This window comes from Actinoplanes sp. NPDC051405 (genome assembly GCF_055586185.1).
In genome coordinates, this window is record NZ_JBVJIR010000035.1 from 35,518 (window position 1) to 48,839 (window position 13,322).

General features: G+C 70.4%; 12 protein-coding genes. 3 read left to right on the plus strand and 9 right to left on the minus strand.

Features of this window, described 5'->3' with window-relative positions; translation table 11 throughout:
* Positions 1–13: 13 nt before the first annotated feature.
* The 3 genes from ACZ6S4_RS43385 to ACZ6S4_RS43395 all read right to left on the minus strand — a co-directional run bounded on the left by ACZ6S4_RS43385 (position 14) and on the right by ACZ6S4_RS43395 (position 4,720).
* Entirely contained in the window at positions 14–949 is a 936-nt protein-coding gene (locus ACZ6S4_RS43385; protein ID WP_465480475.1) for a cyclase family protein, read from the minus strand.
* Positions 950–1,173: 224 nt separating this feature from the next.
* On the minus strand, positions 1,174–2,199 hold the full coding sequence (locus tag ACZ6S4_RS43390; RefSeq protein ID WP_465480476.1) for a TauD/TfdA family dioxygenase: 1,026 nt from the start codon (positions 2,197–2,199) through the stop codon (positions 1,174–1,176).
* Between the two features lie 97 nt (positions 2,200–2,296).
* A complete protein-coding gene (locus tag ACZ6S4_RS43395) occupies positions 2,297–4,720 on the minus strand; it encodes an ATP-binding protein (protein WP_465480477.1) in 2,424 nt (807 codons plus the stop codon).
* 174 nt (positions 4,721–4,894) lie between these two features.
* Between ACZ6S4_RS43395 and ACZ6S4_RS43400 the strand changes: the two genes are divergently transcribed.
* Positions 4,895–5,296 (plus strand): hypothetical protein, encoded by a 402-nt coding sequence (locus ACZ6S4_RS43400; RefSeq protein WP_465480478.1) that lies wholly within the window; start codon positions 4,895–4,897, stop codon positions 5,294–5,296.
* On the opposite strand, the gene vioD is transcribed toward ACZ6S4_RS43400, so the two are convergent.
* The 6 genes from vioD to ACZ6S4_RS43430 all read right to left on the minus strand — a co-directional run bounded on the left by vioD (position 5,293) and on the right by ACZ6S4_RS43430 (position 11,083).
* Entirely contained in the window at positions 5,293–6,423 is a 1,131-nt protein-coding gene (gene vioD / locus ACZ6S4_RS43405; RefSeq protein WP_465480479.1) for a capreomycidine synthase, read from the minus strand. The genes ACZ6S4_RS43400 and vioD overlap by 4 nt on opposite strands.
* 16 nt (positions 6,424–6,439) lie before the next feature.
* Positions 6,440–7,741: a hypothetical protein gene (locus ACZ6S4_RS43410; RefSeq protein WP_465480480.1), complete on the minus strand. Its 1,302-nt coding sequence runs from the start codon at positions 7,739–7,741 to the stop codon at positions 6,440–6,442.
* Between the two features lie 286 nt (positions 7,742–8,027).
* Positions 8,028–8,891: a TIGR03620 family F420-dependent LLM class oxidoreductase gene (locus ACZ6S4_RS43415; RefSeq protein WP_465480481.1), complete on the minus strand. Its 864-nt coding sequence runs from the start codon at positions 8,889–8,891 to the stop codon at positions 8,028–8,030.
* Between the two features lie 22 nt (positions 8,892–8,913).
* Positions 8,914–9,546, minus strand: coding sequence for a class I SAM-dependent methyltransferase (locus ACZ6S4_RS43420; protein WP_465480482.1), 633 nt, complete (start codon positions 9,544–9,546; stop codon positions 8,914–8,916).
* Between the two features lie 50 nt (positions 9,547–9,596).
* Positions 9,597–10,613: an alpha/beta fold hydrolase gene (locus tag ACZ6S4_RS43425; protein ID WP_465480483.1), complete on the minus strand. Its 1,017-nt coding sequence runs from the start codon at positions 10,611–10,613 to the stop codon at positions 9,597–9,599.
* A gap of 11 nt (positions 10,614–10,624) precedes the next feature.
* Positions 10,625–11,083: a hypothetical protein gene (locus tag ACZ6S4_RS43430; RefSeq protein ID WP_465480484.1), complete on the minus strand. Its 459-nt coding sequence runs from the start codon at positions 11,081–11,083 to the stop codon at positions 10,625–10,627.
* A 134-nt stretch (positions 11,084–11,217) separates the two neighbouring features.
* Between ACZ6S4_RS43430 and ACZ6S4_RS43435 the strand changes: the two genes are divergently transcribed.
* Both ACZ6S4_RS43435 and ACZ6S4_RS43440 read left to right on the plus strand, forming a co-directional pair.
* Positions 11,218–12,456 carry an alpha/beta fold hydrolase gene (locus tag ACZ6S4_RS43435; protein WP_465480485.1) on the plus strand — a complete coding sequence of 413 codons (1,239 nt, stop codon included), beginning with the start codon at positions 11,218–11,220 and terminating at the stop codon, positions 12,454–12,456.
* 114 nt (positions 12,457–12,570) lie between these two features.
* Positions 12,571–13,194, plus strand: coding sequence for a hypothetical protein (locus ACZ6S4_RS43440; protein ID WP_465480486.1), 624 nt, complete (start codon positions 12,571–12,573; stop codon positions 13,192–13,194).
* Positions 13,195–13,322: the final 128 nt, after the last annotated feature.

The following is a 13,322-nucleotide window of genomic DNA, read 5'->3' on the forward strand; positions in this document are numbered from 1 at the left end:
CGCGGTTGCGTCCTCAGAAGGTGGCGATGGGGTTGACCGGGCTGCCGGACGTCCCGGCGAAGCGGACCGGCGCGACCGCGAGGTGGAAGTCCCACTGGCCGAGCTCGGCCGCTGTGCTCGCGCACGCCTCCAGGTCGCAGTTGTCGAGCAGCCACAGCCCCATCGCGACCAGGCTCACCGCGTGCACCGGCATCAGCACGTCCGCGTACCCGGACGGCTGGACGTCCTGCGGGGTGTCGGCGCCGATCAGGGCGACCTCGCGTTCCCGCAGCCACGGCAGGCAGGATGCGTGCCAGCCGGCCTGCATGATGCCGCCGGCCGCGCCGTTCTCGTGCCGGAAGCGGCCGTAGCCGGTCCGCAGCAGGACCGCATCGCCGGACCGCACCCGTACGCCCTGGCGCCGCTCGGCCTCCTCCAGATCTTCCGGGAACACGCCCTGGCCCGGTTCCAGCCACGGCACCTCGCGGGCCTCCGCGATGTCCAGCAGGACACCGCGCGTGACGATCCCGTTCGCCGCCGCCGTGACGGCCGCCCACGCCGATCCCGTGGTGGCGCCGACCGAGGAGTGCGAGCGCCCGTTGTACATCTTGCCGTCCCAGAAGAGGTGGCACGGCGAGTCGACGTGGGTGACGGTGTTGCCGTGGAACATGATGCCGAGCCGCTCGTTCGAGAAGCCCCAGCGCCGGTCGGCGTGGAAGGCGGCCGGCATGTTCTCGGCCCCCGGCATGTCGGCGGCGCACGGGCACGCTGTCGTCGACCGTTCCATGTCGTCCGGTACGGCGACCTCCCACGCGCACGACACACTCCGGCCGTGGCGCACGGCTTGCGCGGCCGCCAGCCGGACGTCGTCGGTGATCAGGTTCAGCGTGCCGAGCTCGTCGTCGTCACCCCACCGCCCCCAGTTCGACAAGGTGTCGAAGTACCCCAGCACGTCGTCCTGTGGGGGCATCGTTCGCACACGGGGCGTCTTCTGCACAGTCGTCCTCCGGAAGCAAGGGCGGCCACGTCGGCCGGCTCTTGAGCATGGGACGGAGCCGTCACCCCGGCCTCGACATTCCGGCCGCACTTTTCTGGAAAGCCCGCCAGCAGCTCGCGGCTACGGACTGCGGGTGGGCCCGGTGCGAGTCGGTCACCGTGGCGGACCGGGCGCCGCCGAGTGCGGGATGACGCGTCTCAGGCGACTTGCAGCCGGCCGCTCGCCAGCCCATGCGTGTCGATCGCGGTGCGGTCTCTGGCTATGTTCATTCGCCGCATCCAGCGGTCGGTGCCGTCGTAGCGGGCCAGAAAGCTCTCCCGGCCGTGCACGCAGCGCTTGTTGTCGAAAACCAGGACATCGCCCGCCGCCAGCGATATCCGCTTGCCGGTCGTCTCCACCGTCTGCTGCAGCGTTCTCAGCGCCGCGTTGGCGGCCCGGGTGTGCAGTTCTGGCGGCATATAGGCAAAGTCGACGCGGATGCCGGGATCGTCGGCCGGGCCGGTGAGCACCGGCAGCCGCGGGAGATCCGCCGTCATCTCGCTGATCCGGGAGAACGCGACCCCGCTGTCGGCGGATACGCCCGATGTGGCGGAATTATAGGAATAGCTGTGCGACACGTCCGGCACGATCGCGAACTGCGGGCGGCGCAATTCCTCGGCCACTCGGGGATGCAGGTCGAGATCGGCCGCGGCGACCAGGGTCGTCGCCGCGCCCTGGTCGTTGCGCACGCACATCAGGATATTGAAGTCGGCCCGCAGCGGGTGGAACGCGTCCTCATTGTGCCACTCCAGGAACGCGTCCGAGCTGCACCCGAGCTGGTCGGACTCGTGTCCGGGCAATGGGAACACGTCGAGGACGATGCGCGCTTTCTGCTGCGAAGCGAACGAGAAGGGGGTGCCGATCGCGGACGCGAGGAGGAAAAGAACCGCCTCGGCGCGGCGGCTGCGCTCGTCCGAGGAGTGGTGACCGAATGCCTGCGGGGTGGGCACCTCGTCGAGCCCGCCGAGCGGAACCCCGGACAGCAGCACCCCCACGGTCGGGCCGTCGGAACGCAACCGGTCCAGCGCTGCTCGCAAGCCGGTCGAGAGGCATTCGCGGTAGCCGGCGGCCACCTCGACGGACGATGTTTCCTCGAATTCTCCGACGGCGCCGAGAAACGCGGACGCGGAATGCAGCAGAGATCGGGACTCCGTCGGATCGAGGCGATGGTGTTCCAGTTCCACGTTGCCCCCTTGACCGTACGAGTTGCCCGACTCGGCTGAGTTTAAGGGCGGCCGACTGGCAAAAGATAGAACGTATCGTCGACAAGTTTTACGATCATCAATGCGGCGGGATTTGATCTGTTCGGGCCGCGATCACCGATCTCAATTGATCGGAGCGGCGATCACGGAAATCCGCCAGGCGGTCCTGCGCCTCGCGCCGGCTGTCCCGGGCCTCCTCGGCGCGACCCAGCCGGTCCAGTGCGACGGCCAGATTTCCCAGGGCGTTGGCCTCCCGCCATCGATCACCGAGATCGCGATGGGCGACCGCGGCGAGCCGGTGGAAGTCGACGGCCTCGGCCGCGCGGTCGAGCGCCTGGTACGCCCGGCCGGTCTCGTCCAGTGCGGTGGCTTCAGTTCCCCGGTCGCCGAGCCGCCGGCCGAGTGTCATCGCGTGCTGGAAGGAGATCAGCGCATCGCCGCTGCGATCTGTGGCCATCAGCAGCCGGCCGAGCTCGATCTCGAACACCCCCTGGTAGGTGAGGTTCTTGGTCTGGTAGGCGATGGCCAGGGCGTCATGGATGTTGGTGTCCGCCGCCGCGTAGTCGCCGGCCTCGCGGTTGATCGATGCCAGCACCCCGAGACACTCCGAACGGGCGCCTTCACCGTTCACCCGCTCCAGGAGGGCGAGCACCTCGGTGATCCGGGCCCGGGCCTGCTGCGTCAGCCCGGCGTCGAACAATGCCTGGGACAGTCCGATCAGGGCCCATACCGTCCACAGCGGCAGGTCGGCGTCCTCCGCGACCCCCAGAGCCTGTTCGTACGAGCCGCGCGCATCGTCGAGCAGCCGGCCGCGGCGCTGGGCGTGGCCGAGCATGACGAGCGCCGCGGCCGTCTGATAGGCGTCGTCGATGGACCGCGCCGCCTCCAGCGCCAGGCGGCTGTGCTCGATGGCCGGTGGGATCTGCTGCAGCTGCCGGTAGGCGATGCTCAGGCCGAGCTGCGTGATCGCCTCACCGCGGCGGTCGCCGAGCCGGGCTGCCGCCTGGAGCGCGGTTCGTGCCAATTCGATCCACTCGGTCGGCGGCCGCCGGTCGAGGTACGGCGTACGCAGCAGGGCCGGCAGCTTCCACGCGATCTCGTCCAGGCCGGCTGCCGCCGCCGTGCGGCAGGCGGCGACCAGATTGTCGGTCTCGGCGGTGAACCACACCATTGCCTGGTCGTAGTCGGCGAAGGCCGGGAGGCCGGTGAGGTCCTCGGGCGCCGGAGCGACCGCCCAGTCGTCGGCGTAGAAGGCGTCGTGTACCGCGGCGGCCGCGGACATCGCGCGAAAGTACCAGGCGCAGGTGCGCTCGATGGCGGACTTCCGCTCCTCGGCGCTGGACTCGGTGGTGGCCTGCTGATAGGCATAGGCGCGGAGCAGATCGTGAAACTGACAGCGGTCGTAGCCGGTCTCGTTCAGCAGGTTGGCCCCGACCAGGGTGTCGATCAGGCGCCGGGCCCGGATCAGGGACAGGCCGGCCAGATCAGCCGCGGCGAGCACTGAGAAATCGGGGCCTGGATGGAGCCCGAGCAGCCGGAACAACCGCGCCGCCTCGACCGAGAGGGCTCGGTAGGACCAGGCGAACACTGCGTGCACGGCGTCGCTCTCCTCGTCGGTCGACAGTGCATCCCAGATCTGGGACTCGTCACGGAGCTCCCGGATGAGATCTTCCAGTGGCCACCGCGGGTGGGCGGCCGCCCGTTCCCCGGCGATCCGCAGGGCCAGCGGTAGGCAGGCGCAGAGCCGTGCCAGCTCTTCCAGCGCCTCCGGAGGATCCTGCGCTCGGTGTCCGGCCGTGACGTGCCGCAACAAATCTACCGACTCCTCCGGGCTGAGGACATCGAGGTTCAGGCGCTGAGCGCCGTCCCGCGCGACCAGCCCGGCGAGTCGGTTGCGACTGGTGATCACGGTGAGGCAGGACGCCGATCCGGGTAACAGCGGGCGTACCTGGCTGACGGTGGCGGCGTTGTCGAGCACGATGAGGATCCGCCGGCCGGCCAGCAGCGAGCGATAGAGCGCCGAGCGAGCCTCGGTCTCCTCGGGCACCGCCGTCGGCGGCACGCCGAGGGCGACCAGGAAGCGCTGCAGACCCTGCTCCGCGGTCACCGGTGGGCCGGGGTCGTAGCCCCGCAGGTTGATGTGCAGTTGCCCGTCCGGGAACCGTGCCCGGGCCCGGTGTGCCCAATGGATGGCCAGCGACGTCTTCCCGACGCCCGCGGTACCGGCGATCGTCGAGATCACCACGGTCTCTTTTGTCTCGCCGGTGTGCGCCAGCACGTTGTCGAGAAACTGAAGCTCCGCTTCCCGGCCCACGAATCCGCCGACGTCACCGGGCAGTTGCTGTGGCGTCGGCCGTTCGTGCGGCCCGAGGTGGTGGAAATGTACTCCACCCCGGACGTCGCGCGCCTGCACGACGTCCCGCGCACTGCCCGAGAGCTCGGAGCGGGTCGCTGCGATGTCGCGGCTGTCGTCGTCGTGGGGAGACGAGTTGCCCTCGTTCATCGTGGTCCCCCTGCCGGATGTCCGCAGTTGCAAGATCTCGGTCGCTGAGCGAAGCTCGATGGTGACGATACGTGGTCGGTGACCGGTGGGTCGTCAGCTACGCGATAGAAAACGCATCGGGAGCGCATCGGCAACGGGGCGTGCCCGTGACGGCCTTCCGGTGAGGAGTCGCGAGTGGATCCGGTCTCGATCGGTGTGCTGACGGCGCTGGCCGGCGGGGTGGGGGGCGAAGCCGGGCGGCAGGCCTGGCTGGCCCTTTCCCGGCTGGTGCGCCGACCGTCGGCGGAGGGTGAGCCGGCTGACGAACCGGCCGGCGACCTGGTGGCCCTGGAGGCGGACCCGGCCGACGTCGTGCGGGCACAGGTCCTGAGTCAGTCGCTGCAGCGGCGGGCCGAGCAGGATCCCGGTTTCGCGAGCGACCTCCGGGCGTGGAGCGAGCAGGCGCGGGCGCTGCATCTGGAAAGTGGGCCCACCCACAACACCATCAGCGGCACGGTGCACGGGGGAGCGGTGCAGGGTCGCGACTTCGGACGGATCAACTTCGGCCTCGGCGGGGAGAGCGGCAGACAGGACTAGCGGCCATCCGAAGCCGCGGTCGCCCGCAGCAGCGCCGACAAGCGATCCAGCCCCTCGGGAAAATCCCCGGCGGGGCCGCCGAATCCGAGACGAACATGGTTCGGCATGCCGAAACAGGATCCGGGCACGAGAAGTACGCCGTAGTCGTCCATCAGCTGCCGGCAGAACCCGTCGACGTCGGACACCTGGGTGAGGCGCGGAAAGATGGTGACACCCCCGACCGGCGGTGCGCCGTCGACGAGATCGGCGTGCTGCCTCAGCCACTCGGACAGCCGGGCCAGATTGGTCCGCGCCTGATCGAGCCGGGGCGCCAGCAGGCGGGCCCCACCGCGGACGGCATAGGTGGCGAGCCGTTCGGTCAGTGGCCCCAGCGAGTAGGTGATGTAGTCGCGCAGGCCGACGCAGGGCGCGATCAGATCGGGCGGCATGACCGCCCAGCCGACCCTCAGCCCCGGCAGCCCGTACGCCTTCGACAGGGTGTTGAACACGACCAGCCGCTCGTAGTCCACCAGCGGTTCGAGCAGGTATCCGGGATCGTAGACCAACTCCCGGAACGCCTGATCCCATACCAGATAGGCGCCGTGCCGCTCGACGATCCGGGTCAGCTCCTGTTGTCCCGCCCGGTCCAAGGACGACCCGGTCGGGTTGTGGGGAAGGCAGACGATGACCGCGCGCGTACGCGCCGACACGAGCGACCGCAACTCGTCGAGATCAGGGATGAATCCGTTCTCCGGACGTAGCTGCCATTCGATGATGGTGCAGCCGACGGCTTGCGGGAGCATGCCCAGCATGTGGTAGGCCGGCGACTGCACAACGACCTCGTCGCCCGGCCGCAGAAAGGTCGACATGAAGAGGTACTCGGCCTCGCAGGAGCCGTTGGTGACCAGGACCCGGTCCGGGCGGCCGTCGCCGAACGCGTCGGCGATCGCCGCCCGCAGCTCGGGACCGCCCCGGGAATGGCTGTCGCGGAAGACCACGTCGTCCAGCACGTCCCGGTCGATACCCAGAATCGCGCGGAGTTCGGGCATCGAGTAGGGCTGCACACCGCTGGAGCTGATGTCGATCTGGTTGGTGAAGTAGTAGTCGCGGAGCCAGTCCTCGAGCAGCGCTTGCGGGGGAACGGTCATGGTCGGGCCTCCCGGATCAGTAGTGCGCCAGCTCCCGGTCCACCCAGGTCACGTCCTCGGCGGCGAGGGCGTCCAGTCGTTGAGCACCGATGCTCGCGAGATCGCCGCGGTCGATCGGGTCCACGATGCGCAGCAGTTCCCCGTGGAGTTCCTTCTTCTCGGCGAAGTTGACGTAGTACGACAGCGGCACCGTGGCGACGGCATCGAGCTCTCCCGGATCTAGGCAGTCGCCGAGGCCGGTGACCAGCCGGCGGCGGGCATTGCCGACGTAGTCGTACTGCAACGGGCCGCCGAAGGTACGCATCCGTGTCTGGAACAGCAGCCGCAGCAGCGCGTACGAGGCTGCCGGCACCAACCGTCCGGTGGCGATGCCGTCCCGCAGATCCGCCGGATCGAGCCGGCCGTGCACTTCTCCGCGGTCGGACACCAGGAGATCGCCGTCCGGCATGAGACGCACAAGGCGGTCCTCGTCGTTGAGATGCCAGAACAGGAATGTGCCGCGACCACGCTTCCGATGCCAGAAACACCGGATCCCGTCGAGCGCGTCGAGCAACGCCGAGCGGGCCTCCGCCTGGAACATGCACCGCTCCAGCCAGGTATCGCGCCCGGCGAGATCGTCGAGGAGAACGCGCTGCGCGACGAGTTCCACCGGGACCATGACCGGTGCCGGCACGCCGACGTCGAAGAGCGCTTCGAAGAGCCTCCGATTGAGCACCGTGATCTGCCGCCAGAACTCGCCGGCTTCGGCCAGTTCCGGGCCCAGCCCGTCCCACCAGGCGACGAGCGCCCGATAGGACCGACGATCGAAGACGCCGTGGCCGTATGCCCGGTCGAGGTTGCGGCTGAACGAGGCGTGATCGAGGGGCGGGCACCGCAGCGGCGTGCGGTGGTTGTGCCGGCCGGGCTGGAACGGAACCTTGCGTCCGCCGACGATCATGCCGCGCGGGAAGAGTTCGTTGTCGAGCGGAACGCTGCCACAGGTCAGGGTGACGAGGCGAGCACCGGACAGAGTCGCGTAGAGCGCCTGGGAGGCCACCGAACTCATGGTCAGCGGATGGGTCAACGGCGAGTGGTGCTCGGCGAACGACACCACAGTCCTGTCGCGGCCGACCAGATCGCCCACATCGCCCGCGAATTCGCCGAGTGCCTCCGTCGACAACGCCTGCACGGCGCGGACAACGGCGTCCCGCTCAGGCGTGATCTCCTCGGCCAGCTCATCGCGGACGATCGACTCGTAGTACTCGGCCACCGACTGAGGATGCTTGCTGAGCGCGACAAGCCTGGTGTGGAATTCGACCGTGGATCGTCGCAACGGCATGCGTCCTCGCCCAGCTCTGAATCGGATTGGCCACGTCGATGGCAGCACCATAGTCGACCCGGTGACATGACTCAGCGCTATATGCTGACAAAACGACCATAGCGTACAGTTCGGAAGATCAGCATCCGGGCTCGAGGGCACGCGTTCGGCCGGGGCGAGGCGTATGACCTGGGCCAGTCCGCCGCACAGGGAAGAGATTCGAGAAACTGTCCGATCCGCGATTGACGCGATCAGCAGCGTGCCCTTCCTCCGAGGTCACTCGTTGGACCGGGCTCCAGCCGAGTGCTCAGGTCAGGACCGTGGCCAGGGCCCGGAACGCCTCGGCCGGGAAGGCCGTGGCGTCGCCGCCGTTGAGGACCTGGATCGCCACCTCGTCCGCGCCCGCCTGGAAGTGCTTCTCGATGCCGGCCGCGACCTGTTCGGCCGTACCCCAGGGGATCAGGGCGTCGACCAGGCGGTCGCTGCCGCCGCCGGCGAGGTCCTCGTCGGTCCAGCCGAACCGGCGCAGGTTGTTGGTGTAGTTCGGCAGCGAGAGATATCCGGTGGTGTACTGCCGGGCCATCGCCCGCGCCGCTGCCGGGTCCGCCTCGAGCACCACCGCGACCTCCGGGGTGAGCAGCCGGTCCGGGCCGACCGCAGTCCGGGCCTCGGCGGTGTGCTCGGCCGGGGTGAAGTACGGGTGCGCGCCGGCCGCACGGTCGTGGGAGAGCGTCAGCATCCTGGGCCCGAGAGCGGCCAGGACCCGCTGCTCCGGCCCGAGCCCGGCCGCGTCGAGGGCGTCGAGATACTCCACCATCTTGGAGTACGGCTTGCGGTAGTCGGTGCCGTTGCTCTCCACCAGGACGGCGTGGCTGGCGCCGAGGCCGAGCAGGAACCGGCCGGGGTGGGCGCGCTGCGCGTCCTGGGCGTACGCCGCGACCTCGGCCGGTGACGAGTGCCAGATGCTCACGATGCCGGGGGCGACCCCGATGCGCCTGGTCCCGTCCAGGATCTCGCGGAAGCGCGGGGGAACGTGCTGGTCGAAGCCGGCCGAGAACCAGATCCGGGAGTAGCCGAGATCCTCCAGCTCGGTCGCGGCTTCCACAGCAGCCTCCGCGGTCTCCCCGGCCAGGAAGTACGGCTGCCACACGCTGATGAGTCTCCGGGTCATACCGCCACAATACGTTCACGGCTCAGGCGTGGGCGACGCCCGCTATCTGGGTGTTGAAGGTGACGAACGGGCTGTGCAGCCGGTACGGCTCGAGGTCGACGCGGGTGAAGCCGGCCGCGCGTACCAGGGTGGCCAGGTCCCGCTCGCAGGAGCAGCCCTCGAACGTCCAGGCCCACGGCCGGCGCAGCGCTCGCTGGAGCGCACGCGTCGGCGTGCCGGCCCGGGCGGCGACGTGTTCCACGAAGCGGAAGGTCCCACCCGGCCGCAGGAGGCGGCGGACCTCGGCCAGGACCGCGGCCGGGTCGCTCACCGTGCAGAGCACGAGCGAGGAGATCACGCTGTCGGTGCTGCCGGCCGGCAGGCCGGTGTGCTCGGCGAGCCGGTCGCGCAGGTCCAGGCGTACGCCGCGCCGCCCGGCCGCCGCCCGCAGTCGCCGGTGCATGGCGACATTGGGTTCGACGGCGATGAGCGTCGATCCCGGGGACAGGTAACGCAGGTTGGCGCCCACTCCGGAGCCCAGCTCGACGACCGTCTGCGGCAGGCCGGCGAACACCCGCCGTTTCTGGTGCCGCACGTTCCACTCGATGTACGGGCCCATGACGCTGAAGAAAGCGGCGTCGAAGGGTCCGCGTGCCCGGTGCAGTTCGAAGGTCACAAGAGAGAACTCTGCGCCGATCCCACCGCCGTGTCAGGCGGGGAAATACCTCAGTGTCGGCGCTGGGCGCTGTACCAGGCGGCGATCTGGGCGCGGGACCGGAAGCCCAGCCGCAGGCGGATCCGTTCGACGTGGCCCTCGGCCGAGCGATCGTCGATGCCCAGGCGGGTGGCGATCTCGCGGTTCGTGCAGCCCTGGCTGACCAGCTCCGCCACCTCCCGCTGGCGAGCGGTCAACCCGTCGGCACGGCGCCGGGGGACGGGCAGGCCGAGGAACCGGCGGACCGCGCGGACCAGCTCGTCCCGGTCACCCGCGTACGGCAGGTGCGACCGGCCGGGCAGCAGTACCAGCTCGGCACCGCTGATGCCGCCGGCCAGGGCGTGCGCCTGCGCGACCGGTGCCGCGCGGTCGCCGGTGCGGTGCACGACCAGGGTCGGCGCCCGCACCTGGCCGAGGCGGTCGGTGACGTCGAGCTCGTAGCTCAGCGCCAGCAGCGCCCGGGCGGTGGCGGCATCGGAGCAGGCACGCTGGTAGCGGGCCAGCTCGGCGCGGGTCGCGCGGTCGGCGTCGGGGGCGAAGATGTCGGTCAGCACGTCGGAGCCGAGCCCCCAGTGCGACTCGACCAGGCCCAGGATGTGCTCGCGGACCTCCGGCGGGGACACGTCGTCGCCGCGGGCCCAGCCGCCGTAGAGGACCAGGCGCCGGACGGTGCCGGGGTGGGCCGCGGCCCAGGCCACGGCCACCGGGGCGCCCATCGACGTGCCCATCAGGTCGAACGGCTCGTCCAGGGTCGCGGCCACGGCGGCCAGCTGCTCCAGCTCGAAGGCCAGCGACGCGGGACGATCCACGGCCGGCGACAGCCCGGACCCGGCGCGGTCGTAGCGGACGAGCCGGCAGCCCTGCGCCAAGGCCTCGTAGAGCGCGCGCTCGGGCGGCAGCTTCCAGCTCAGCCGCAGATGGGTGAGCCAGCCCATCACGTAGACCAGCGGCCGCCCGGCACCGACCGAGGCGTACGCCACGGTGGCGCCGCCTTCGGTCACCACCTGAGCGAGCCGCTGCCGCACCATGGGCCGAGGCGTCAGCTGCCGGCCGCGGAGGACTGTTGCGCCTGCCAGATCGCGAGCTGGACGCCCAGCACGAAGATCTGCACCGGCAGCGGCATGCCGGGCAGGTCCGCCTCGATGGCGCCGGACCAGGCGCTCGTCCGGCGCAGCGAGCCCACCTTGACCCCGTCGGCGAGCCACGCCTGCCGGTTGCCCCACATCGACTCGCGGCGGAACTCGTAGGTGCGTCCCCCGGCCTGCACGGTCCAGTGCTTACGGCCGGCCCGCTCGACCAGGGCGACCTCCTGGCCCTGGTCGTCGGCCATCCGGTACTTGGTGCCCCAGCCGTTGGCGCGCACCTGGTACCGGCGGCCCTCGACCTCGAAGTCGCCCCCGGTGCGCCACCACGACGGGTCCCAGACGGCCACCGGCGTGCCGTCGGAGACGAGCTGGTAGCGGCCACGCCACATACCCATCCGTTCAGCGGTCAGCATGCCTGCAGCGTAGTGGCCGCGCGCTCTCAGCCGATTGTGCGAGGGCCGGCTGAAAAGGAGGTAGCGCTAGCGGTACCAGTGCTCGGTAGCTGTCGGGATCGTTGGTGGCGACCCCGAAAAATAGCGTTACCGGCATGACAACGACGAAGAAGTTCCGGAACCTGACGGTCGCTCTCGGCACCGCCGTGGTGCTCGCCGGGGGAGTTGGTGTCGCCGACGCGGCAGTGACACCGGGCGCGGTCGCCGGTGAGATCCAGCAAGCCGGCACGGCCACGAAGCAGTCCGGCTGGCGCGGCGTGACCCGGGAGGCCGTACAGATCGATTTCGGGCAGGGCTGGGTCACCAAGGGTGAGCTCACCTACCCGAGCAACGCCAAGGGCCGGCTGCCGGTGGTCGTGATGCTGCACGGCAGCGGGCACAACGACATGAACCAGACGCTGCCGGAGGGCAAGGGCTCGACCTTCGTCCCGCTCGCCCAGGCGGCCGGCCGCGAAGGCTTCGCGACGCTGCGCTTCAACAAGCGGGGCGTGACGGACATCGGCCCGGTGGAGAGCACCGACCCGGCCCAGCTGGCCCCGAAGAACCCGTACGACCGGATCCAGCGGGACGCGGCCGCGGTGGTCCGCTTCGCCGCCCGGTCGCCGCGGGTCGACCCGTCGCGGATCTTCCTGCTCGGGCACAGCGAGGGCACCAACGTGGCGGCCAACCTCGCCGCCGAGCCCAAGAAGTACGGCATCCCGAAGCCGGCCGGTGTGATCGAGATGGGTGTCGTCGGTCTCGACATCAAGCAGCTGCTGACCCTGCAGATCTACGGCCGGCTGCTGCTGCAGCTGCACGACGAGTTCGACGTGGACGCCGACGGCCGGCTGACGGCCGCCGAGGCGGTCAACGGCCTGACCGGGCAGCCGAAGGAGGCCGCCGACCAGTTCCGCTCGGTCCTGCTCGACGGGGACAAGGTCGCGGCCGGCACCGACACCGACCATGACGGTCAGGTGGCCATCGACGCCGAAGCCGGCCCGGTGCTGCGCAAGGCCACCGGCATCGACGCCTACCCGAACGTCCCGGGCCTGGACCAGCCCGTGGTCGACTACCTCAACGACATCGCCCGCTTCCCGACCGTCGCGCAGGCCCTGCCCAAGTTCTCCGGCCCGACGCTGATGCTCAACGGTGAGAACGACCTGCAGACCCCGGCCCGCGCCGCCCTGGTCGCCGACGCCGCGGTCGCCGCGGCCGGCCACCAGGACCACAAGCTCGTCATCTACCCGGGCATGGCGCACACCATGAACATCACGCCGAAGTTCTTCCCCGAGTTCGGTGAGCCCGACCAGCAGGTCGTCACCGAGATCCGCGGCTGGCTCAAGTCCCACCGCTGACCTGCGCGACCCCCGAGGGCGGCCACCGATCCGGTGAGCCGCCCCCGGCGCGTCCGCGATTCAACGAAAGCCCAACGAGCGTCCAACGCCGGGCGCCGACGCTCAGCAGGTCGCATGACGGTGTGGGGCCACACGAACCCCGGGGGAGCGCCGGGATTCTCCACCGTGGCCCAGGCGATCTGCCGGCCGGGTGCGCCGCCCGCCGGGTACCACCTCGAGGTGCAGAGCACCGGCTCGAACGCCGACACCACCAAGGCCGTCGCGGCGACCTGCCAGGGCGGGACCCGGCTGCTCGGCACGGGGGCCGAGATCATCGGCGCGAACGGGCAGGCGTTCTACCGCTCGATCCTGCCCAACGTCGCACTGACCAGCAACACCGTCACCGCCGACGCCGCGTTCGGCTTCGCCGGCTCCTGGGAGCTCATCGCGTACGCCATCTGCGGCACGCCGCCGGGCGCCGCGCCGGTCCGCGAGGCCCAGTCGACCGTCGGCGGGGCCGACCCGGTCAACTCCAAGAGCCAGCAGTCCAGCGCCTGCCCGGCCGGCACGGCGACGACCGGGGTGGGCGGCTCGGCCACCGCGACCGCGGGAGCCACCATCGGCGGGTACGTGTTCGTCAACCAGGTGAGCAGCAACCTGGCCCAGGACACGGCCACGGCGGAGGCGGTCGAGGGCCTCAACCCCAGGGGCGGCGTCAGCTGGTACCTGTCCGCGTACGACATCTGCTGGGCGCTCTGACCTTCCGTGATCGCGGGGGGGGGGGGGGGGGGGGGGGGGGACAAGCCGAGAGGGGGGGGGGGAAGGGGAGAGGGGCGGGGGGTTTCGCTCTTGTTTCCCCAGGCTGCGAACCCCCCAAAAACAACCCT

Coding starts and splice junctions, on each gene's coding strand:
- ACZ6S4_RS43385 (WP_465480475.1), bottom strand. CDS start 949: ATGCCCCCACAGGACGACGTGCTGGGGTACTTCGACACCTTGTCGAAC.
- ACZ6S4_RS43395 (WP_465480477.1), bottom strand. CDS start 4,720: ATGAACGAGGGCAACTCGTCTCCCCACGACGACGACAGCCGCGACATC.
- vioD (WP_465480479.1), bottom strand. CDS start 6,423: ATGACCGTTCCCCCGCAAGCGCTGCTCGAGGACTGGCTCCGCGACTAC.
- ACZ6S4_RS43410 (WP_465480480.1), bottom strand. CDS start 7,741: ATGCCGTTGCGACGATCCACGGTCGAATTCCACACCAGGCTTGTCGCG.
- ACZ6S4_RS43415 (WP_465480481.1), bottom strand. CDS start 8,891: ATGACCCGGAGACTCATCAGCGTGTGGCAGCCGTACTTCCTGGCCGGG.
- ACZ6S4_RS43425 (WP_465480483.1), bottom strand. CDS start 10,613: ATGGTGCGGCAGCGGCTCGCTCAGGTGGTGACCGAAGGCGGCGCCACC.
- ACZ6S4_RS43430 (WP_465480484.1), bottom strand. CDS start 11,083: ATGCTGACCGCTGAACGGATGGGTATGTGGCGTGGCCGCTACCAGCTC.
- ACZ6S4_RS43435 (WP_465480485.1), top strand. CDS start 11,218: ATGACAACGACGAAGAAGTTCCGGAACCTGACGGTCGCTCTCGGCACC.
- ACZ6S4_RS43440 (WP_465480486.1), top strand. CDS start 12,571: ATGACGGTGTGGGGCCACACGAACCCCGGGGGAGCGCCGGGATTCTCC.